This window comes from Paenibacillus sp. FSL H8-0259, assembly GCF_037963255.1.
GTDB classification, from domain to species: Bacteria; Bacillota; Bacilli; order Paenibacillales; family Paenibacillaceae; genus Paenibacillus_AQ; species Paenibacillus_AQ phytohabitans.
Genome location: NZ_CP150147.1, coordinates 6,008,018 through 6,030,022 on the forward strand (window position 1 = coordinate 6,008,018; position 22,005 = coordinate 6,030,022).

Annotated in this window: 14 protein-coding genes; 3 read left to right on the top strand and 11 right to left on the bottom strand. The window is 47.4% G+C overall.

All coding sequences use genetic code 11. The features are described 5' to 3' along the window. Positions 1-188 precede the first annotated feature (188 nt). Positions 189-1,031: an AraC family transcriptional regulator gene (locus tag NSU01_RS25795; RefSeq protein WP_076243810.1), complete on the bottom strand. Its 843-nt coding sequence runs from the start codon at positions 1,029-1,031 to the stop codon at positions 189-191. A 116-nt stretch (positions 1,032-1,147) separates the two neighbouring features. On the opposite strand from NSU01_RS25795, the gene NSU01_RS25800 reads away from it, so the two are divergent. Next, positions 1,148-3,133 carry a beta-galactosidase gene (locus NSU01_RS25800; protein ID WP_083705501.1) on the top strand — a complete coding sequence of 662 codons (1,986 nt, stop codon included), beginning with the start codon at positions 1,148-1,150 and terminating at the stop codon, positions 3,131-3,133. Positions 3,134-3,524: 391 nt separating this feature from the next. Here NSU01_RS25800 and NSU01_RS25805 read toward each other — a convergent pair whose 3' ends face one another. After that, entirely contained in the window at positions 3,525-5,642 is a 2,118-nt protein-coding gene (locus tag NSU01_RS25805) for a serine hydrolase (RefSeq protein WP_076243811.1), read from the bottom strand. Between the two features lie 383 nt (positions 5,643-6,025). Here NSU01_RS25805 and NSU01_RS25810 point away from each other — a divergent pair, with 383 nt between their 5' ends. After that, positions 6,026-6,937 carry a LacI family DNA-binding transcriptional regulator gene (locus NSU01_RS25810; RefSeq protein ID WP_076243812.1) on the top strand — a complete coding sequence of 304 codons (912 nt, stop codon included), beginning with the start codon at positions 6,026-6,028 and terminating at the stop codon, positions 6,935-6,937. Between the two features lie 48 nt (positions 6,938-6,985). Further along, a complete protein-coding gene (locus tag NSU01_RS25815; protein ID WP_076243813.1) occupies positions 6,986-8,251 on the top strand; it encodes an MFS transporter in 1,266 nt (421 codons plus the stop codon). A gap of 59 nt (positions 8,252-8,310) precedes the next feature. Here NSU01_RS25815 and NSU01_RS25820 read toward each other — a convergent pair whose 3' ends face one another. The 9 genes from NSU01_RS25820 to NSU01_RS25860 form a co-directional block, all read right to left on the bottom strand. Next, positions 8,311-9,645 (bottom strand): sigma 54-interacting transcriptional regulator, encoded by a 1,335-nt coding sequence (locus NSU01_RS25820; RefSeq protein WP_076243814.1) that lies wholly within the window; start codon positions 9,643-9,645, stop codon positions 8,311-8,313. Positions 9,646-9,802: 157 nt separating this feature from the next. After that, entirely contained in the window at positions 9,803-10,762 is a 960-nt protein-coding gene (locus tag NSU01_RS25825) for a DUF561 domain-containing protein (protein ID WP_076243815.1), read from the bottom strand. 66 nt (positions 10,763-10,828) lie between these two features. Continuing rightward, entirely contained in the window at positions 10,829-12,067 is a 1,239-nt protein-coding gene (locus tag NSU01_RS25830) for an OFA family MFS transporter (RefSeq protein WP_076243816.1), read from the bottom strand. 40 nt (positions 12,068-12,107) lie between these two features. Next, positions 12,108-13,694, bottom strand: coding sequence for an acyl CoA:acetate/3-ketoacid CoA transferase (locus tag NSU01_RS25835; protein WP_076243817.1), 1,587 nt, complete (start codon positions 13,692-13,694; stop codon positions 12,108-12,110). 694 nt (positions 13,695-14,388) lie between these two features. Then, positions 14,389-16,782: a glycoside hydrolase family 3 C-terminal domain-containing protein gene (locus NSU01_RS25840; protein WP_076243818.1), complete on the bottom strand. Its 2,394-nt coding sequence runs from the start codon at positions 16,780-16,782 to the stop codon at positions 14,389-14,391. Further along, positions 16,779-17,885: a UDP-galactopyranose mutase gene (gene glf / locus NSU01_RS25845; protein WP_076243819.1), complete on the bottom strand. Its 1,107-nt coding sequence runs from the start codon at positions 17,883-17,885 to the stop codon at positions 16,779-16,781. Before glf ends, NSU01_RS25840 begins: the two co-directional genes overlap by 4 nt. Before the next feature lie 86 nt (positions 17,886-17,971). Beyond that, positions 17,972-18,988 carry a glycosyltransferase family 2 protein gene (locus NSU01_RS25850; RefSeq protein WP_039293460.1) on the bottom strand — a complete coding sequence of 339 codons (1,017 nt, stop codon included), beginning with the start codon at positions 18,986-18,988 and terminating at the stop codon, positions 17,972-17,974. 26 nt (positions 18,989-19,014) lie between these two features. Next, positions 19,015-19,611: a hypothetical protein gene (locus NSU01_RS25855; protein WP_042139063.1), complete on the bottom strand. Its 597-nt coding sequence runs from the start codon at positions 19,609-19,611 to the stop codon at positions 19,015-19,017. Beyond that, positions 19,598-21,997, bottom strand: coding sequence for a glycoside hydrolase family 2 TIM barrel-domain containing protein (locus NSU01_RS25860; protein ID WP_076243820.1), 2,400 nt, complete (start codon positions 21,995-21,997; stop codon positions 19,598-19,600). The genes NSU01_RS25855 and NSU01_RS25860 overlap by 14 nt, the downstream gene beginning before the upstream one ends. Positions 21,998-22,005 lie beyond the last annotated feature (8 nt).

Below are 22,005 nucleotides of genomic sequence, written 5' to 3' on the forward strand. Positions count from 1 at the left end.
TATTTTAACTTTCTAATAGGACTCCTAGTATGAAGATCAGAAGGAAATGATAGTACAATTTGAAGATGACTCAGGATCAAGCTATTCCCCTTATTCTTATCCATCAGCTTCAACAAAAAAAGCAACTCATCTGCAGACAAGTTGCTTCCTGAATTTCTATAGTATGTTAGATGAAGATCGTATATATGTTACGACTTCTGATAACTGCGGCGGAAGGCGCCGGGTGTGAGCCGTTCCAGCTTCTTGAAGATTGCGCCATAATAGCTGGCAGATTCAAAGCCGACTTGATGAGCAATATGCTGCATCCCGCACTGCACATTGTCGAGCAGCAGTTCCTTGCTCTTATTGATCCTTACCTGATTGACATAGCTGATTGGACGAATGCCTGTCGTCTTCTTGAACATATGGCAGAAATGTTCCGGTGTGACGCCCATCAGTCCGGCAAGCGTCTGCAAAGTAATCTCTTCGGCATAATACTGGTCAATATAATCCAGGACCGGCTTTAACCGTTCATACTGCCGCCCGACGGTATCGCTGCCCTCGACAGAGACACGCTGAATAATCTCCGTCAATAAGGTATAGAGGATGGCAGAGCAGGCGTAATTGTTTAACGTTTGTGCTTGCGGCGTAAGTGCCGCTTGCAGCAGCTCCCTTATTCGGGATAGAAGGTATTCGGGCGATGCGAGCGTAAATACGCTTGTGTCTACAATGCCGACGGTTTCAAACAACCCCGCTGATCCACTGCCGTCGAAGATGATCCAGTCAACTTTCCAGCTCCCCGATAAAGCATAGTATTCGTGCTGCTGGCCGGGGAACAGCAGCATGCCCATGCCTTGCTTGACGACATGCTCCGTTCCACTCAGCTTGAGTTTGCCCTCGCCACTGCGGCATTGAATCCACTGATAATCCTGAATGCCCGTGTCTCGGCGTATATGCTCCTGTTCATGATGCAGACCAATACCAAGCAAATAAAAAGGGAGCAGCTTGTCTCGGGCGGATAGAACGGGAAAAACGCGATTGGGATGAGGCATGCGACCCACTCTCCTGCTATCTTAATATTGTTATATCGTATTAATTATTTAAGATATTCACTCCAATTAATATAGCATATAATCGCAATATATTGATGAACAAAGGAGATTACAGGATGACGATTAAGATTGGAATTGATTATTATCCAGAGCAATGGACTCCCGAGCTATGGGAGAAGGATGCAGCGCTTATGCAAGAGACGGGTGTTGCTGTTGTGCGAATGGCGGAATTCGCCTGGAGCCGCATGGAACCGACGGAGGGTGATTACCGGTTTGAATGGTTGGATGCAGCTATAGATGTATTCGCCGCGCGCGGCATGGAGATCGTATTATGCACCCCTACCAATACCCCGCCGAACTGGATGACAACCCGTTATCCGGATGTGCTGCCAATGGATGAGCAACGTCAAATCATCCGGCCGGGTGTACGTGGACATCGTTGCAACAACAGCTATTCCTTGAGAATGCTGGGCTCCAAATTTGTGGAAGCGATGTCACAGCGCTACGCGAAGCATCCCGCGGTCATTGGCTGGCAAATCGATAACGAGATGCACTACCAGGAATGCCATTGCGATACGTGCAATCGTGCATTTGTCGCTTGGCTGCAGGGGCGTTATTCGAGTCTGGAAGAGTTGAACCGGGAGTGGGGCACAGTCGTCTGGAGCGGGGAGTACAGCAGCTGGGCCGAGGTAACGACGCCGCTCGGCGGCAGCAAGCCGATGAATCCTTCCTATCTTCTCGAGTACAAGCGGTTCTGCTCGGACAGCGTAGGCTATCTGCTGGGATGGCAGCTTGAAATTCTGCGCAGCAACTGTCCAGGACAATTCGTGACGCATAACATGTGGCAATACCCGAATAGTCTGGACTATTATGACCTTTACAAAGAGCTGGACTTCGCTTCTGTTGATTATTATCCGAATGAGCTGTACCACGATTATGGCGACCGGTTTCCGAGGAACGGAGCGCTGTCACTGGACTTGGTTCGCGGCATCAAGCGCCGCAATTTCTGGGTCATGGAGCAGCTGAGCGGAGCGCAGGGCGCCTGGATGCCAATTCAGCGCACCCCTTATCCCGGACTGATCCGAGCCCGATCCTGGCAGACAATCGCCCGCGGTGCCGACATGGTCGTTCATTTCCGCTGGCGGAGTGCTGCCTTCGGAGCCGAACAGTTCTGGCATGGGCTTATCGACCATAGCAATGTTCCTGGACGGAGGTTCAGGGAGTTCGCAGAGCTTACTCGCGAGGTGAACCGGCTGGGAGAACTGCTGGCCGGCTCAACAATCGTTACCCAGGTTGCGATTCTGCATTCGCATGATCAGCATACGGCGCTTTCCCTCCAGCCGCAAGCGGAGGGGGGAATGCATTATATGGACAACTTGTCCTCTATGCACAATGCATTTTTGAAAATGGGCGTCGGTACGGACGTTATCAACTGGACCGAGGCGCTCGATGGCTACAAGCTGGTCATTGTCCCTTCCCTCTTTCTGTTAAATGAAACAATAGTGCAGCGGCTGGAGCGATTCGCAGCCGGGGGCGGCACGGTGGTCCTCACCAATCGGACAGGTGTGAAGAACATGAGGAATGTATGTGAGATGCTGCCTCTCCCGGGGCTGCTGGCGGAAGCAGCGGGGGTTGTCGTTAGTGAGTATGATGCGATTGGCAGCAGCGAGCATCGGATTCGGGACGCGGAGGGCCAGACATTCGCTGCGAAGCAATGGTGCGATCTGCTGGAACTGCGAGGAGCAGACCCGATTGCCTGGTATGACAACGACTTTTACGAGGGGGTGCCGGCGGTTACTGTCAATAAGCTTGGTGAAGGTGAAGTGTATTATGTCGGCACTTGGCCGGAGCCATCGTATTTCTATCAGCTGTTCGAAGGCATACTGAAGGAAAAGGACCTGGCGCCCAAGCTCCAGCTGCCGGAAGGTGTCGAGCTGTCGATTCGATCGAAGGGTAAGGAAAGCTTCCTGTTCCTGATCAATTTGACGAATGAGCAACGAGAGGTTACGCTTGACGTTCCCTATCGCAGCTTGTTGACGAGCAAAAGATCGGAGCAGAAGGTGATGCTGCCGGCTATGGGAGTAGATATTCTAACTTTATAGGAACAGCAGCATACTTCATTGCAAAGAGCTGTCTCACAAGGCGGAATACCTTGAGGGACAGCTCTTTATTGCTGTTCAACAGAAGTGTCGATGGACGTATGTTAAAATGAGCGAATTTTCTATTTTAGAATCTCATCAAGCCTTCCAACGGCCATTACTGGAATGTCCAGAGTGATTCATCTTTAGATTTTATTCAATGCATCATCAATTGGATCGTTACCAGAAATTATATCAAATGTCCTTCTATAGGTGTTCTTCTCACTTAAAGCCTTCACAATTGCACGTGCTACATCTTATGTTTCTATGGGTTCAACAAGCTGCTGTTGAAGAAGTACATTTGAACACAAAGAAAGAGCACATCCCTTAGAATGTGCTCTTCTTTGTGTCAAGATTATTTACCCGCTTCGCCGGATTTCTCCGCCAGTTCGGCCACGATCTGATCTATCGGATTGGTGAACAAGGCATACAGAATGGCAGCATTCTCCTGTTTGCTCAGGGCTTCTCTGGACTTGAAGTCAACAGCCCCCTTGGCATCCGCCTGGATGTCCGGTCCGTATAAACCAAGAGCCACGGCCATCTTCACAGCCGGAATAGCCCATTTATCCGTATTACCGGCCAGCTTCACATCCTGGAACAGCTTATCCGGGTATTGTGCACTGAGCAGTCTCCATACCATGACCGCCGCCTCCTGGCGGGAGATGATCCGGTCAGGCTGGAATTCTCCGCCTGCTGTTCCCTCTACCATTCCGAGTTCTACAGCCATTTGTATATAGCCGGCATCCGGATGTCCCTGCAGATCAGGGAACGCCAGCTTTGTGGTCTTGCTCTCTTTGACACCGCTGCTCTCCAGCATCAGCCGTACATACTCAGCCCGCGTAATTCCCGCCGCAGGCTCGAAGCGGAGCGCCCCATCATTCGGCAGATAACCCAGCGACTGCAGCATCATAACCGGGACCGCATAAGGATGACTTGCGGTGACATCGGCATAACCTACGCCGTCCGGCCCTTTCTGCTCATAGCCGTAAGGATTAAGGTATGGCTCTTTCAGATAAGCTCCTTGTCCGCCCGGCGTCAATTCAAAACCGGTAAATTTCTTGGTAAGCTCATCGATGAACAGATTATCGTCTACCTGGCGCAGCTGGCGGGTACCCAGCAAGGCATCGCTAATGGTAAGCGCACCCTCATGCACAGCAACTGTAGAGACCAGGCTCTTGAGTCGAAGATCCGCATAGTATCCGGTGAACGCATCCAGAGCTTCAGCGCTCAGCGGCTGGAAGGCGTCCAGCTTCGCCGGTGCGGCGTATTGCGGGAAGAACGCCTGGATGAACGCCGGATAGAACATTTCCCGCAGTGCGCTCTGCTGATTATAGGCAATGAACACCCCCGTGTTCTGCTCAGGGATCAGGAACATATAAGTGCTGAAGCCGATTAAATCGCCTGCTTTGGTGATAATCTTGGAGCTGCTGCCGGCACCGGGAAGCTGAATCGGCGCTTCGAAGCCGTAGGTGGTATTCGGCAGCAACGGGTGGATGGAGGAACGGTATTCCTCCATGGCATCTACGGTACTTGCAGCCAGAATGCGGCTATTCCCGGAAATGCCCCCATTCAGAAAAGCAGTCATGAACTTGCCGATATCATCTGCAGTAGACAGCATACCTCCATGCGGCATAACAGTAGGAGTTACTGTATACAGATCAAGCGCCTTGCCAGTGGCATCATAGGCGGTAGCCAGCTCTTCTTTCAGCTTGCCTTCCAGCAGGTAGCCGCTTGAATCCATATTCAGCGGGGAGAACACATACTTCTCCATATAATCCTCATAAGGCATGCCGCTGGCCTTCTCTACCACCAGACCCAGCAGCAGTGAAGCGAAGTTGTCATACATATAGGAAGTCCCCGGCTCACGGACAACCGGCGGCATATTCCGCAGCACATAATCCTCAATCGATACCTTGGTTTCGAAGTCATCGTTGATATCTTCCGGCTGCGGGTCCTGAATCCGGAAGCCGGTGGTGTGGGTCAGCAGATCCTCCACCGTTACCGGAACGCCGAAGGGATTGTCGAAGACAATCGGTCCGGTATAGACTTGAAAATCCGCTTTCAAATCGATTTTGCCTTGCTCTACCAGCTGCATGGCGGCAGCGGCAGTGAAGGTTTTGGATACCGAGGCCATGCGGAAGACCGTTTCATCCGGGTCTACCGCTGTTTTGGCAGCCTTGTCCGCATAACCGAAGCCTTCTTCTATTACCGTCTTGCCATCCTTGACCACAATAACAACCGCACCGGCAAGCTGCGCTTTCACCTCATCTGCACTGAAGAATTGCTTGAGGAATGCTGCCGCATTCTCCGTTGTTAACGGTTTGGCCTGTCCGGTTACAGACGCCGGAGGTGCAGATGCCGCAGGAGCGGCAGATGCTTGTACCGCCGGGGCAGCAAGCGTCAGAACCAGGGCAGCAGCAAGCACTGTCCTCGTCCAAAAGGCAGAACGGTTACGCAATAATGACAACTTCATTCACTTCACTCCATTCCATGTAATAGTAGATATAGTTGTTTCTACGGCATTTCATGGAAATGGGTTCAGATAAATATCAATCTGGACGCAAAATATCAATATGTGCAAACTGTGAGAGATCCTCTACCAAATACCTCTTCCAAATTGTCCGTGACCGGAATGGCCGCCGCATGCCCTTCCACCAGCTCTGCTGCAACTTTGCCCTTATGCAGGACAAAATCAACAACCGGTAGACTTAACCGATTAAGCTGATACTACAATATTTTACATATTATATCAGCAGCAAGAAATAAAAGGTTTATTATGACACATCACATCCAGGATTGACGACTGATCCAGCTAATGTTAATCTTTAGGAAATCAACAGACAGGAGATTGGTGCGTTGAAAAAAACGACTATGAAGGACATCGCCATCCGTGCTAACGTATCCGTTGCCACCGTAAGCTATGTGCTGAATCGTGTGGATAATCAGACCATTCCTGAGAAGACGCGCCGCCAGATTATGGAACTGGCTAAAGAGCTCCGCTATATTCCAAACTTAGCAGCCCGCTCACTGGCAAACCAAAAAACCGGTCTGATAGGTGTATTGGTCCACAAATCCAAGTCATTGCCCTACTGGAAGCTGCATGCCCAGCTCGCCTTCATTCATGCTTTGGAGCAGCGGCTTACAGCGGCCGGTTATCATACGCTCCTCTATTCTCTGGATACCGACACCCCTTCGCTGGATATTATCGTTGAACGCAAGCTGGAAGCCGTGTTTCTCATTGATGCACAAGACCATTCCTTCTACTCGATCTCCAGACACTTTGTCGAGGGCATCCCCCTGATTCTGATCGACAGCATGATAGAGGATAAGCTGTTCAAGCAGGTGGTGTTTAATTACCGATCAGCGCTTGAAAAAGCACTTCCCGAAGATCTGTCGCAGGTCTGCTTGATTATGGAGGGCTTCAATAATTCGCTCCTCACCCGCTATATCCGCAGCAGTGTTCCTCTGGCTGAGGATGCTGTCTTTGAGATCCGTGAACTTCAGGATTTGCTTCCGGCAATGGAGCATCACCGCTTCAAGCAGGCAATTGTGATCAATGAATTCATTGGCAGCTACGTGGAGAAGTCTGGAAAGTTCGAGCATCTTACGGTAATCTGCACATGTAATTCCCCGGAAATGCTGGGTGAGCATGTGAAGAAGATTCTTTTTCAAGGAGATAAAGCGGAGGTTGCTTATGAACTCATGCAAGAGCTGTTGCACCATTCGGACTACTCCGAGCAGGTGAATAACTGTTATTATGTCGACTAATTTTTTTTGAGGGTTAACTTAAGCGTTTAAGTTGAAAGGAGAGTAGCTATGCCAGAACCCGTTATAGCCAGCCAGGCTGCCCCTGCGGTTCACTCCTATCCAAAACTGTGGGCCAACAAAAAATTCATGCTGCTGCTCTGCTCCTTTTCCATTTCCCTGTTCGGCAACACCTTTCACAATATCGCTCTCAGTCTCTGGGTGCTTCAGACCACCGGCAGTGCCAAACTGGTGGCTGTACTGACGATCATTAATCTGTTGCTCAGCTCGCTGCTCGGATCAATAGGAGGAACGTTTGCGGATCGGACCAACCGCAGAACCATCATGCTGGTCACGGATCTGATCAGCTGCATACTGGTAGTATCACTCGCCCTGGTCATCTCTCTCCCTTCCGCTTCCTTCATTATCGTGGCCCTGCTTACTGCGTTGACCACTGCATCTGCTCTTTTCCAGTCCCCCGCCTACCAGGCCTCCATTATCACCGTGGTCGGCAAAGAGCATGTCCAGCAAGCCGTAGGCATGCTTAACCTGTCAGAGAATATTTGCCGGACAGTCGGCTTTTCCATGGGCGGAATCTTTGTAGCGGGCTTTGGTGCGGCGGATGCCATTTTATTCGATGGAGTCACGTTTGTAGTCTCCTTCCTGCTGGTTCTTGCGGTCCGTTCCCTTCCCGTGCCGACACGCGTGAATGCTGAGCCCGGGCAGAAGAGGAATTTTATTCAGGACCTTGGGGAAGGCATACGGTATATCTGGAAATTCCCTTTTGCCAAGGCCGTCATCATTATGCTTCCGACGCTCACTCTATTCTTCATGCCCTCGCTGATGCTGACCCAGGTTATGGCCGTCAACGTCTGGAAGGCAAGCCCGTTCCAGTTCGGACTCATGGAAGCTTGTATCCCGCTCGGCTATATGATCGGCTCAGGCCTGATTATGATCCTGGGCTCCAGAATCAGACGAAGAGGATTATTTATTATGAGCGGTCTGTTCTGTCTGGGCCCGATGTACATCCTATTATCCTTCATCACTTCTGCGGCCACAGCCATTCCTGTCGTTCTGCTGATTGGATTCATGTTCTCGTTCTGCACGCTGCTGATCAATATCATCCTCAGGCTGGAAATATCGGAAGAGATTCAGGGCCGGGTCTTCGGAGTACTTGGGTCGATTATGAGTGTCGCTCCGTCGATCGGTCTAACACTTGTCTCCTACCTCTCGGATTTTTTCAGTCCGGGTCCGGTCATGGGTTCCATTGGTCTGCTGCTGTTCCTGTTCGCCTTATATGCTTCCACCAGGCTCAAGATCATTCGAGGTTATAAATAAAGCAGCAATACTGCGTAGCCGAAGCCCTCCTCAATTACCGTCTTGCCATTCTTGACTACTTAATTCCGCAGCACTTCTTCCATTTTCTTCAGCTTTCTGTAAATAACCGACCGGTCCACACTTAATTTTTTGGCCGCTTCTGTACCGTTTCCATAACAATCCTTCAGCACTTTTACAATATAACGGCCCTCTGCTACTGCAGTGAAATCTTTCAGCGCAGACAGGTGATGTTTGTTCTTGGCTATGAAGTGGTCAATTGCAAACCAGTCCGCCACTTGATCCTCTTCCTCCTGGCTAATTCCCATGTATTCCGTAACCACAAGCCGTTCGATATAATTCCTCAGCTCTCTCGCATTCCCGTGCCAGGGCTGACTCAGCATCTTCTCAAACTCTTCCGCACTTAAGACATATTTCTTCCCGTACATGTGATTGAAGCTGGCGATATAACTGGAGATTAGCCCTACAAGGTCCAGCTTGCGGTTACGGAGCGGAGGAATATGAATCGGAATCACATTAATCCGGTAATACAGATCTTCGCGGAATAGCCCTTTCTTCACCATACTCCACAGATCCCGGTTCGTAGCTGAGATCACACGGCAATGGACCGGTATATTCACGATGCCGCCAACGCGTCTTACTTCATTATTCTCCAGAACCCGCAATAGCTTGGCTTGCATCTCAAGCGGCAAATCCGCTATCTCATCCAGAAAAAGAACCCCGCCACTCGCAATTTCAATCATGCCCGCCTTCACTTCCGTCTGTCCTTCCATGACTCCTTTTTCGTATCCAAACAATTCATATTCGAATAGAGCCGGAGCTATAGCTGCGCAATTAATCGCAATGAAGGGCCCCTTCCACTTTTCACTTCTCAGATGAATATATTTGGCTATAACCTCTTTACCGGTCCCGGATTCACCATAGATTAACACCTTGCTGTCGTAGGACGCGATCTGGTTGCAGACTTTAATGATCTGTTTCATGGCCAGGCTTTCGGCTACAATCCCTTTGCCTTCCCCCGCCGCTGATTCACCGAGCTGCTTGCTGATCTGCTGGGTTACAGGTACATTTGCTTCATAATAGGCGTGCTCCTGCTTGAATTCATTAGAAGTGGTGACTACCAGCTGCACCTCCCCATCCTTATCCAGAATAGGAATCGCTGTTGAGAAGATATGGAATCCTCTTGAGGTGATGACATTCTTCGAAACCTTTTGTTTACTTTGAATGGCCTCCATCGTAATCGAATGAGGATAATAGCCGGCCTTCACCAAGTCCTGGACATTCGCCTTCAGCAGCTCCTCCAATTGAACTCCGATGGTTAAAGCGGTAAATTCATTGGAGATTAATATATTTCCGTGTGGATCGGTCACAAATAAAGTGGACGGCAGCTCTTCCATAATTTCGTCTATCGTACGTTTACCTGATTTTTTATTTCTTTTAGTCAAATTTATCAGTCCTATACTATTATATTAACGCTTACATCCTTATTTAGAAAAAAAGCCAAACGATATCATTACGTAAATGATACCACTTGGCTTATGATATGACACTTTATTATGCGCCTACAACTGATAATGCTCCCAGCTGTAAATGCCCCAGCTTCCCGAGGGTTTCCTGCGCCTCTTCGAACATGGTGGTAATCATCTCTTCAACCGTAGTAATCTTGTTCACCATCCCGCAAATCTGTCCAGCCATTACGGAGCCCGTGTCTGTATCTCCTTCAAATACGGCCCGGCGCAAAGATCCCAGGCTTAATTTCTCCAGCTCTTCGCGTGAAGCCTTCTCATTCTCAAGTCTCAGGAATTCAGCAATCATACTATTCTTGATGCTTCTTACCGGACCGCCCAGGCTGCGGCCAGTCACTGTTGTGCTCGTGTCATCTGCAGCAATGACGGCTTGTTTGAAGTTCTCGTGAGTAGGGCATTCCACGGTAGCCAGGAACCGGGTTCCCACCTGAACGCCTTGTGCTCCGAGTGCAAATGCCGCTGCGATGCCACGGCCATCCGCAATCCCACCGGCTCCGATTACCGGAATCGACACTGCACTGGCGACTTGAGGCAGAAGGGCCATCGTCGTGGTTTCACCCACATGTCCGCCTGCTTCGGTTCCCTCTGCAACAATTGCATCCACACCTAAGGCTTCCATTTTCTTGGCGATTTTGACCGAAGGAACTACCGGAATGACGATAATGCCATGCTCTTTGAGTGTCTTCATGTATGGAGCAGGTGTGCCTGCACCTGTGGTCACAATCTTCACGCCTTCTTCGATAATGACCTCAATAAGCTCAGGGATATTGTTCATCATCAGCATCAGATTTACTGCGAAGGGTTTATCGGTGCTTGCCTTCACCTTACTAATCTCGTCACGAAGACGGTCCGCAGTAAATCCGCCTGAACCGATAATGCCCAGCCCTCCCGCATTAGACACAGCACCTACCAGAGGAGAAACTGCGATTTGAGCCATCCCTCCCTGAAAAATCGGATATTTAATCCCTAATAATTGTGTAATCGACATTGTGTTAACCTCCATTTATATTGTTCGTTAATGTAACTCAGTTATTCATTAATGTAACTCAGTTTCTTAAGCGGCTTGGGTAACTTCAGGCTGTGGCGGCTGTTGTTTATCCATTGCTTTGTACACAAAGGTTAGAGCAAAGCCAACCAAAGAGATCACCAGCGCGATGTAAAAAGCATTCGTGAACATTCCGTCATTGGCCGCTGCCACCTTACCGGCAATTCTCGGTCCGAAGAAGGCCGCTCCTGAATAACCGATAAAGGTTACACCATAGTTGACACCGTAATATTTCATCCCGAATTTCTCGCCGACAATCGAAGGGAAGATGCCCATGGTTCCGCCGAAGCACAAGCCAATGCCTGCAATGGCTACCGCAAATCCGGCGATGGATGTCGTTAATGCTATAGTCAGCATCATGGCCGCAATGACCAGGTAGATCATGAGCAGACATTTTACCCGGCCGATTTTGTCGGATACAGCGCCCCAGAATACACGGCCGATGCAGTTACTGAGTGAGTACAGGCTTACATATAGTGCTGCGGCTGCGGCGGAGAGGCCAAACATCTTCTGTCCAATGACAGATGCGTTGGCGGTTACCATCATTCCTGACAAGGCACCGATTAGGAACAGGCAGGCGATGACATAGAATAGCGGCTTCTTGATCATTTCGTGCCATTGTACATTAACGCCACCCTTGGCAGCTCCGGCAGCCGGAGGCGCCCAGCCCTCAGGAGCATAACCGGCCGGAGCAGGTTTAACGAGCAGACCCAGACTCAGAATAATTACCAGGAAGACGGCACCGAGCATGATCAAGGCCGGCTGGACACCCTGACCGCTGATTAACGCGTTGGCTATAGGTGCGATAACGATAGTTCCGCCGCCGTAGCCCGCTGTAACAATTCCTGCAGCCAAGCCTCTTTTATCCGGAAAGAGCTTTACACTGTTGCCAATGGTAGAGGAATATACAATCCCCTGGCCGATCCCGGTAATAACACCGTATGTGATATACAGCATCCAGGGTGCGGTTGCGAGTCCCGACAGAATGAAGCCAATCCCGAACATGGCTCCGCCGATAAAGATAGCCTTCCTCGCTCCCCCTTTATCGACCAGTTTCCCTCCCAGGATCATTGGAATTGGAGAGATTGCTGCATTGATCGTAAAAGCCATCATAATATCAGGCATCGAGACGTCAAACACTTTGGTTAATGGAAGGGCGAAAATACTGAATGCGTATATTGCACCTACACAGATATTAATGATGGCCGATGCGATCAGTATCCTCCAGCGGTTTAACTGAATATTCATGAGATCATCCCTTTTTATAGTGTATTGAAGCACTGATAGATTAATATACTTCCAATAAGACCCGGTTTTTCTCGGCAATGATAGATTTCAGCTTCCCCCAGTGTTCGTGGAACATGGCTTGATCCATTTGCTTGAGAGCAGGTGAGATCACCGGTACAAAGTCCATCTGATCCAGAATATGCGTCTGCAGGTCAACACCCGGTGCGATTTCAGTTAAGGTTACTTTTCCATCCAGCAGCTCAAATACCGCACGCTCCGTAACATATACAACCGGTTGCTCTACTTTGGCCGCATAAGAACCGCTGAATGTGATCTGCTGCACCTTCTTAATGAACTTTTTCACTTTTCCCTCTTGAAGGATTTGCAATTTCCCGTCTTCAACCTTGATCTCCAGACCGCCAGCGGTAAATGTACCTGCGAATATCAGCTTTTTGGCTGCCTGAGAGATATTAATGAATCCGCCGCATCCGGCTACCCGGGTACCAAATTTGCTGACATTTACGTTCCCGGACGCATCCATTTGAGCGAGGCCAAGGACAGATAAATCGATACCGCCACCATCATAGAAATCGAACTGTGCGTCATGATCTACAATGGCCTCAGAGTTATAAGCATGGCCGAAGTCCTTCAGACCTGCGGGAACACCCCCGATAGAACCGGCCTCCGTGGTTAGAATCAGCTGGTCACTTACTCCCTCCTCTTCTGCTATGTTGGCAACATTAACCGGAATTCCAACCCCAAGATTCAGGATCGCATTCGGCTGAAGCTCAATTGCTGTGCGGCGGGAGATGATTTTGCGCTCATCCAGCGGCAGCGATTCAATAGATTCGGTAGGCACCTTAACATGACCGGAGAATGCCGGATTATATTGGGTGTTCTCTGTCTGGTAATGATTCTCCGGCTTGGACACGACAATATAATCTACTAGAATCCCTGGAACTTTAACATCCTTAGGGTTAAGGGTGCCGCGCTTGGCAACCGTCTCTACCTGGGCGATCACGATGCCTCCCGAGTTGCGGACCGCCTGGGCAATAGGCAGAACCTCCATATGCAGGCCTTCCTTTTCCAGCGTCAGGTTGCCATTCTCATCAGCCACGGTTCCGCGGATCAAGCCGACATGAATGGGAAAGGATTTATAGAATAACCACTCTTCGCCCTCAAGTTCGATAACCTTCACAATGTCTTCCTTCGTGGACGGGGACATTTTGCCGCCTTCGACCCGGGGATCAACGAACGTCTCCATGCCTACTTTGGTAATCACACCCGGACGCTTGGCGGCAATTTCCCGGTAGAGCTGAGTAATTACACCCTGGGGCAAATTGTACGCTTCACATTTGTCTTCTTCGATCAGCTTCGCCATCCCGGGGGAAGCAATGGCAATTCCGCCAATCCAGCGTTTAATCAATCCTTCATGGCCTAAGTGGCTCATCCCTTTGTCGCGGCGGTTGCCGACTGCACTGGCGTGCATGACCGTCAGATTTCTCGGCAGCCCCGTTTGCATGAAGCGGTCCTCAATGGCTATCCCCATCTCTTCTGCCCAGCAGGATAATCCAAATCCGCTGGCTGCCACTGTATCTCCGTCTTTGATGAGTTCCGCTGCTTTGGCGGCTGAAATTACTTTGGTCATTTCATCTGCTCCCTTATATGTGAATAATTTCACTTCGCTAATTAAAAAAATAAAACGCTTGATTGGTACGCCTTAAAAGTATTGTGAAATATTTCTCAATGTCATCGTATTACAGAAAAAAGGACCGGTCAACCAGCCCAAAATGGCTTTAATTCAAGGTTTTTTTCTGTTGTTTTTTTGCGACTGGCTCTGTTGAACGCACCCTTTTCAAGCACGTTTTGTCAGCAATACCTGATTAGCAGGCCTGAACAAACAGCTGAAATACAAGGCTGAATTTCCCCCACCCGGTCTAGAGTTATGAGTCGCAAAATAACCACACTATTTCATCCCGCATAGTCTCGCCGTTAGTGACAACAACGCGGAGGCGGCCTTTCCTAACCGGCGGATAATACAAATGGATGCAGAAGCTACATTAAGATATGGGTACCTATCCAGAAAAAATAAAATATTTTTCCGATATTGCGTAAATTGCATTTTTGCAACAGCGGATGGTTGCGGAAGTACTCAAAAAATAATTCAAATCCTTTTTATGTGGACGTAACCTTCCTTTTCACTGGTGCACCAGACTGTAGTCAAAGAAAGGGCATTACCATGCGCATGTCCTAAAAATGAACGCCCGCTGATAATGCCCCCTAATATAAAAATCTGAAAACTTAATTTTTGTTGAATGATTTTGTTCATCCTAATGCATGGATCAAATCCACTTTGTATATTTTAATACATGACTTAATCCTCTAAAAAAACGACCATTTACCATCATCAAAATCCCATCCAGCATCTTCATATTCACAATTCCGCCTGTCATTCTCGCAATACCTCTGAAGGGCATATGATAAATAGACATCATGATGATATTAGCTGTGCTTCTCTTTTCGATCTTTATTAAAAACCAATGAACAAAAACTATTAAATGGTAAACAAACCTCGCACTTCTTTTCTTTGCATACTGGCACTGGGCAATCGTATCGTTGTACCCCAGAGGCTGTGACCGGTCCCATTTAGAGACAGGTATTTTATATCCAAGCAGATATTCAAATTCAGCTGAGCTGACATTGTTGGCTTTTCCCGAATAATAGGCGGGAAGCATGTCCTTATCATAAGGAGTGTGTGCACCTGTCCCTTCTACAAACAGGGTGTCTGCCAATCGGATGTCTGCACTTGAAGCACCGATACTGATCTCATAGTCCGCTGCTTCGATTTCCCATTTATTTGTCTTCACGTTGAAATAGCGGAATGTTTTATCATCAAAAGGCAGCGTTACTTTCCGGGTCTCTCCCGCAGCCAGACACACTTTGGCAAATCCTTTTAATTCTTTAACCGCTCTAAATATTTCCTGCGATTTACAGCCTACATATAGCTGAACAATCTCCATTCCGGGAACATCTCCGGTATTCGTTAATTCAAATGTTACCCCTTTACTGGAAACCTCAAGGTTAGAGTACTCATATTGGGTATAGCTTAGTCCGTAACCGAACGGGAAAAGCACGTTCTTATTTGCTGTATCATAATAGCGGTAGCCCATATAAATGCTCTCTCTGTATTCTACGGTGGCTTCCTTACCCGGGAAGTGGTGATAGGAAGGCGTATCTTCATAACACAGGGGATAGGTTTCTGCCAGTTTCCCTGAAGGATTCACTTCTCCCGTTAAAACCCTCCCAATAGCCCCCGCTCCTGCTTGCCCCGATAGATAACCGTGGATTAATCCTTTAATCTTATGAATCCACGGCATCTCTACCACAGAGCCGCAAGCGAGCACTGCTACAATGTTGGGGTTAACTTTATATAATGCGTGTAATAGGTTAATCTGATTCCGGGGGATCTCCATGCTTCGTCTATCTAATCCTTCAGTTTCAGAAGCTTCGTCCAGACCCATATATAGAAGAACAACATCAGCTTTTTGGGCAAGAGCACAAGCCTTATTCAGTTTTTTCATATTATTCTTGCCTTGACGTTCAAAACCGGGCTCATATCCAATACTGATCAAATTTGATTGTTCTAGATCATCTAACAGATTACCGGTAATTGTTGGATTTACAATAGAAGATCCAGCCCCCTGGTATCTTGGATTTTCCGCAAAATTACCGATTACGGCTAACTTCATACCTTTTCTAAGGGGTAATATATTCCCTTCATTTTTAAGAAGCACCACAGACTCTTCAGCAGCTCTCTTTGCCAGCTTATGATGCTTTTCCACATCAAATTTCCCAGGTCTGCTGGAAGCTATTCTTGTTGTAAAAATAAGCTCAAGTAGTCTGTTCACACATTCATCTAATCCTTCTTCCACGATTTCTCCGCTCTGGATGGCCCGGATGATTTCAGCATTCGTCTCGCCTGCGGTTGTCGGCATCTCGAGTTCATTGCCAGCTAACAATCCTGCTAAGCGGTCATTACTGCCGCCCCAATCAGTGACAACAACCCCTTGATAACCCCATTCATCACGCAAAATATCCCTCATTAAATGGATGTTCTCATTCGTGTAACTTCCATTAAGAAGGTTATAGGAAGACATAAGCGTCTTCGGCTTGCCTTCCTGAACAGCGATTTCAAATGCAGTCAGATAGATTTCCCTAAGCGCTCTTTCATCTACACATGCATCTATTGACATCCGTCTCTCTTCTTGATTATTTACTGCGAAGTGCTTTACACATGCTGATATTCCCTGTGATTGAATGCCCCGGATGTAACCAGCAGCCATTTTACCGGCAAGATGCGGATCTTCACTGAAATACTCGAAGTTCCTTCCGCAGAGAGGGTTTCTCTTCATATTAATACCAGGCCCGAGAAGAACATTGACTTGCTGCGAAGCAGCTTCCTCTCCAAGATACTCTCCAATCCTCTCACCAAGCTCCACATTCCAGCTGTTAGCTACAGTCGCAGCGGTTGGGTAACAAGTTGCTTGAATGCTGGCATTTAGTCCAAGATGGTCTGCTGCTGCTGCCTGCCTTCTAACACCATGTGGCCCATCCGCCAGATACAGGCTGTGGATTCCCAGACGGTCGATGTTTTGAGTCGTCCAGAAATCCTTACCTGACATTAACAATGCTTTCTCTTCTACACTCATTTGGTTAATTAAAGTTTCATACTTCATCTGAATTCTTCTTGGACTAAGCTTAAGGCTGCTGCAATGACTTGATGCATATCGAAATATTTATACATACCCAGTCGTCCCCCGAGCACAATATTGGGCAGATCCTCCGCTAGCTCACGGTACTTTCTATATTTCTCATTATTACCGTCATCATTTAAAGGGTAATACGGCTCGTCACCCTTTTTCCAGGTTTGCGGGTACTCTCGAGTAACGATGGTCTTTGGCTGTTCGCCAAATTCAAAATGTTTATGCTCAATAATCCGCGTATATGGGGTTTCTGCATCCGTATAATTGACCACTGCATTTCCTTGATAGTTTTGCCGGTCCAAAGTAACGGATTCAAATCTTAAACTCCGGTATTCTAATTCACCGTACCTGTAATCAAACAATTGATCGATCATTCCTGTATAAACAATCTTGGGGTATTCTTCTAAGTAAGCCGCTTTATTTGCAAATAAGTCTTGATTCAACTCTAGGTCAATCAATTCACTAGACAGCATTTTTTCAATGATTTGCGTATAGCCGCCGATAGGAATTCCCTGATACCGGTCATTGAAATAATTATTATCATAGGTGAAACGGACAGGGATCCGTTTGATAATGAAGGCAGGCAGCTCTGCTGCTTTACGCCCCCATTGTTTTTCGGTATAACCCTTTACCAGTTTCTCATAGATATCGAGTCCAACTAATGAAATAGCTTGTTCTTCCAGGTTATTCGGATCCCCAATTCCAGCGGCTGATCTTTGTTCAGCGATCCTTGACTGTGCTTCGTCAGGCGTAATCGTCCCCCATAATTGATTAAATGTATTCATATTAAAAGGCAAGCTATATATTTCACCTTTATAGTTGGCAATGGGACTGTTGGTATAGCGGTTAAATTCGGCAAACTCATTAATGTAGTCCCAAATCCCTTTGTTATTCGTATGGAAAATATGCGCCCCGTATTGATGTACCTGGATACCTTCAATATTTTTGGTGTATACATTACCGCCCAGATGATCCCGCTTATCGATTACCTTTATCCGTCTTCCCCGCTTGGCTGCTTCATAGGCAAAGATACTGCCGAATAGTCCGGAGCCCACAACCAGATAGTCGTATTTCATATAGGTTCACCCTGCCTTTTATCAAAATTTGCGACGTAAAAAAATAAACCTGCAGATGAAGGGTCACATCCACAGGTTTGCAGCTTTCAATTGAATCCCACAATCTTCTGTGAGACTTTATAGGCAGATACCGTTATACTGCGGCCCAAATACCCCGGAATATTCATCATTCTTCCCATGACTCCGTATCTGATCGTATTGTATAACTCAATATCTTTTTCATTCATATACTTCCACAGCTCTTTTTTCTTCTGCAGATTTTCTTTCTTACGTGAACGGATTAACAGGATTGTAGAAATAATTGTGATAATCTCAAGGTAATTGAGCATATATTGGCGAAGCTTAGGACTTTTAATCTGTTCAATGTTCATTCCATCGATCATGAGCTTATTCACTTTAAGCTGCTGGTCTATTCTTTCAATCATCACTTTCTCATTAACCGACTGATCTTCTCGTCCAATGAAATACCGGTAGAAATCGACGTTCACATAATAAATCCGCTTCACTTTTTCAAGCGGTTTAAACACAAACAGATTGTCCACGTAGAAGGTATGCTCGGGAAGTGTGAAGCGGCATTCTTTTAACAAATTCGTGCGATAGATAATGGAATGCATTAAAATATACTGGCCTTTACGGAAGGATTTAATTTCATCCCAGGTGAACACCCGTCCCTCAGGAAGGTTCCGGTCATACTTCATTACCTTCCGGTGCCGTTTACCTGTTTTCTCATATACGAAATTGCTGACAACCATATCGACGGCCTTGCCCTCAGCGACCAGCGCTTTTAGCTTCATCCGGATTTGTTGATATGCCTCCCGGTCCACCCAGTCATCACTGTCCACCACTTTAACAAACAAGCCGGCAGCAACCTTAATCCCCGTATTCACCGCACCGCCATGGCCTTTGTTTTCTTGATGCACCACTTTGACCATCGATGGATACATGCTCTCGTAGCTGTCTGCAATCATTCTAGTGCCGTCGTTGGAGCCATCATTAACAATAATGATTTCAATTTCTTCGTCATTAACTAGCAGGCTGCTAATACAGCGGTCCATATAATCCTGTGAGTTATAGCAGGGTACAATGAATGACAATAATTTCATTATTACTAACCTCTTTTTATTCTTTTTTAGGCCACCTTTTGCTGTTTATCTTCTTTGAAAATGATCTTCAGGATCGGGAAATACACCCAGAACGAGATGGCAGCATTAATAATCATCGTAATCAAATCTGCAGCCGTTTCACCGGTTCCTCCAAACCTATCAATAAAGAACTGGTAGATCGGGTCCTTGTACCACCCCTGAAGGGCACCCGCGCAAATGGTTATCAGGATATAGGCGATAAGATACCAGACAGCCGCTTTGTAAATATTGCTTTTGGATCGAAAGGTAATATTCCGTTGAGCAAAGAAGTTAATCACCTGGGCAATCCCCAGCGTCAGTTGAACAGCAAGGAAGTAGGATAGTCCACCGCCTCCACCAGAGGCGATTGACCCTGAAGGATAGTTGAAAATATAGTAGGGAGATCCATCAGTATTATGTCCAACCGGTAAAATCTGAAAATCATGAGCTTCCAAAGCAGATCCGCTAAAAACTGCCTTCAAAACCGGCATAAGGATCATCTGAAACACCGTAATGCCATTGCTTAATAACAAAAACATAATAAATTGCGCGATTTGGGGATGTTTAAGACTGTAGTTACTCCAGAACGCTTTAATACCGCTCACTAATACCACTTCCTTCTATTTTCACACTAAAGCGCAACTGGACTGGTTCTGTCTGATTGGAAGTAATCGTCAATGTCCCTTCTCCAGCTATCCCTGTTGTTTTAACATAGGTGCCGCACATGCCCCCTTCGGCAGTGACACAATCCGGACCTACGATTTCTATTGCACCTACTGCTTTTAAGAAGACCGGCAGATGTGAGTACGTGGCATTGTTGTTATTCGCATCTACAACCCGAATACGGATAGATGACACATCAAAGGTATCGGTTTCAATTAACTCCGTTCCACTAACGGTCGTTTCTAAATGAATACTCGCATTAGAGGCTTTCACTACCTCTGCAACCACCTGGCCATTCTTAATCGCTTCAAAGCGGTAGACCGGTGCAGACACACCCCAGTTCTCAATATATTTGAAGAATAGCTTGTAGAAAGTTACCGGTGACACCAGATGACGGAGCATCACCCACAGCGCTTTAAAAATGTACCTTGGAGGTAAGGCAGTACCAAACCGCTGAATAGCCAAGAGACATTCTTTAATCGCTTCGGCTTTTTGGTGTGAATACTTTTCTCCTTCTTCAATCACATTGCCCACGGTGTCGTAGAATTCGATTGGCGGATGCGGTAAATAGCGGTATTTTTTGTTGACCGGCTTAAATTCCCGGATCATCCGTTCATTCTTGTATAGACGAACCGAATCGGAATTAGTGAAAATATAATTTTCACCGACAGCACCTCCCGGGTAATCGCCGATATGCATATCTGAACCGACTTCCAGAACCGGGGTTTCCTCTGAGAAGCTGGCATAGACTTTCGTAGCCAGTTTATGATTGCGGTACATGTCCATGATGCCGTGATAGCATATCCGGTCACCTGATCCGAAATCACCATGAGTTTGATAATCGAACATACACCACCCGAAGGCTCCTGCAATATCTTCTCTTTTATATACCTCATTTAGCACATTGGCATGGCGCATAGCGTGGGACAGCCGGTGGGTCGGCGTATCCGTCGCCTTGGTCGGAAACATGTGACCATTGAACTCGGCAATGAGATAGGCTTTATTCTTATTAGGCGATATCAGCCACCTTGGCAGTAATCCGCCATTCTTCCCTGTATGAGAAAAATCGTTGAAGGCATAAACATCTTCTAATAAACTGCTTCTCCATAGAAAGCGGACTCCGCTTGTCTGTCTGCTATGATCCAGACGGCGGGCAATTTCATTGGTCTTGGAGTACAAGACATCATCATCTTGCGATTCGTTCACACGGACTCCCCAGAGAATAATCGAGGGATGGTTACGATACTGCAGGATCATTTCTTCAACATTATCACAGACGATCCGCTTCCACTCTTCATCGTTCTTGATATGCTGCCAGCCCGGTGTTTCTGTGAACACAAGCAATCCCAGGCGGTCACACGCATTCAGAAAATGCTTGGACTGGGGATAATGGGAGGTGCGGACCGCATTCACATGAAGCTCTTCTTTCAATATTCTTACATCTTCCACCTGCATGGATGCCGGCATAGCATAGCCTACATGAGGATAGCTCTGATGGCGGTTTAATCCGCGAATCTTATATTTTTTTCCGTTTAAATAGAACCCGTCACTTCGAAAATCTGCCTGCCGGAAACCAAAAGATACATGGTAATCATCGATAATTTCCCCATTCCTATTTCTTAACGAGGCTATTAGTGTGTATAAATATGGTGTTTCCGGGCTCCACTCGTGGGGGCTTGTAACAGCGATGCTGCATGTACTGACTACTGCCCCTGATACCTTGAGGCTCTGTTGGCCGACTGTCTTTTGCTGTTGATCAAGTATGCTCAATTCCAGTGTGCGGGCTATATCCGGCTGACTGATGGTCACATCAATAACTGCCTGATTCATATCCGGTGTCCGTACAAACACATCTTCAATGTAACTTTGATCCGCAAGCAGTAGCCACGCTTCACGATAGAGTCCGCCATAGGTCATGTAATCAATAACATGGCCGAATGGCGGTACATTGGCATCTTCCCGTGTATTTAGACGAACGACAATTCTGTTCTCTTGCCCGTATACCAGCTTATCTGTTACTTCTACCCGAAATGCAGTATAGCCACCGTTATGAGTCATTAACTGCTCGCCATTGACAAACACCTCTGCCACATGAGCAGCACCATCGAACTGCAGGAACAGACGCCGACCCTTTAAGGACTCAGGAACCTCAAGATTACGTCTATAACCGCATATCATCTGACAGGAGCTTTCCTCCATATAGTGCACAGGTACTTCTTTACAAGTGTGGGGCAGCCTTACGGCTGTCCCCTCTCCTGTAAAGTTAAAGAATTCATCAGTTATATTCTCTATAAAACCCCATCCGTCACAGATACTAATCTTTTTCATTTCCGATT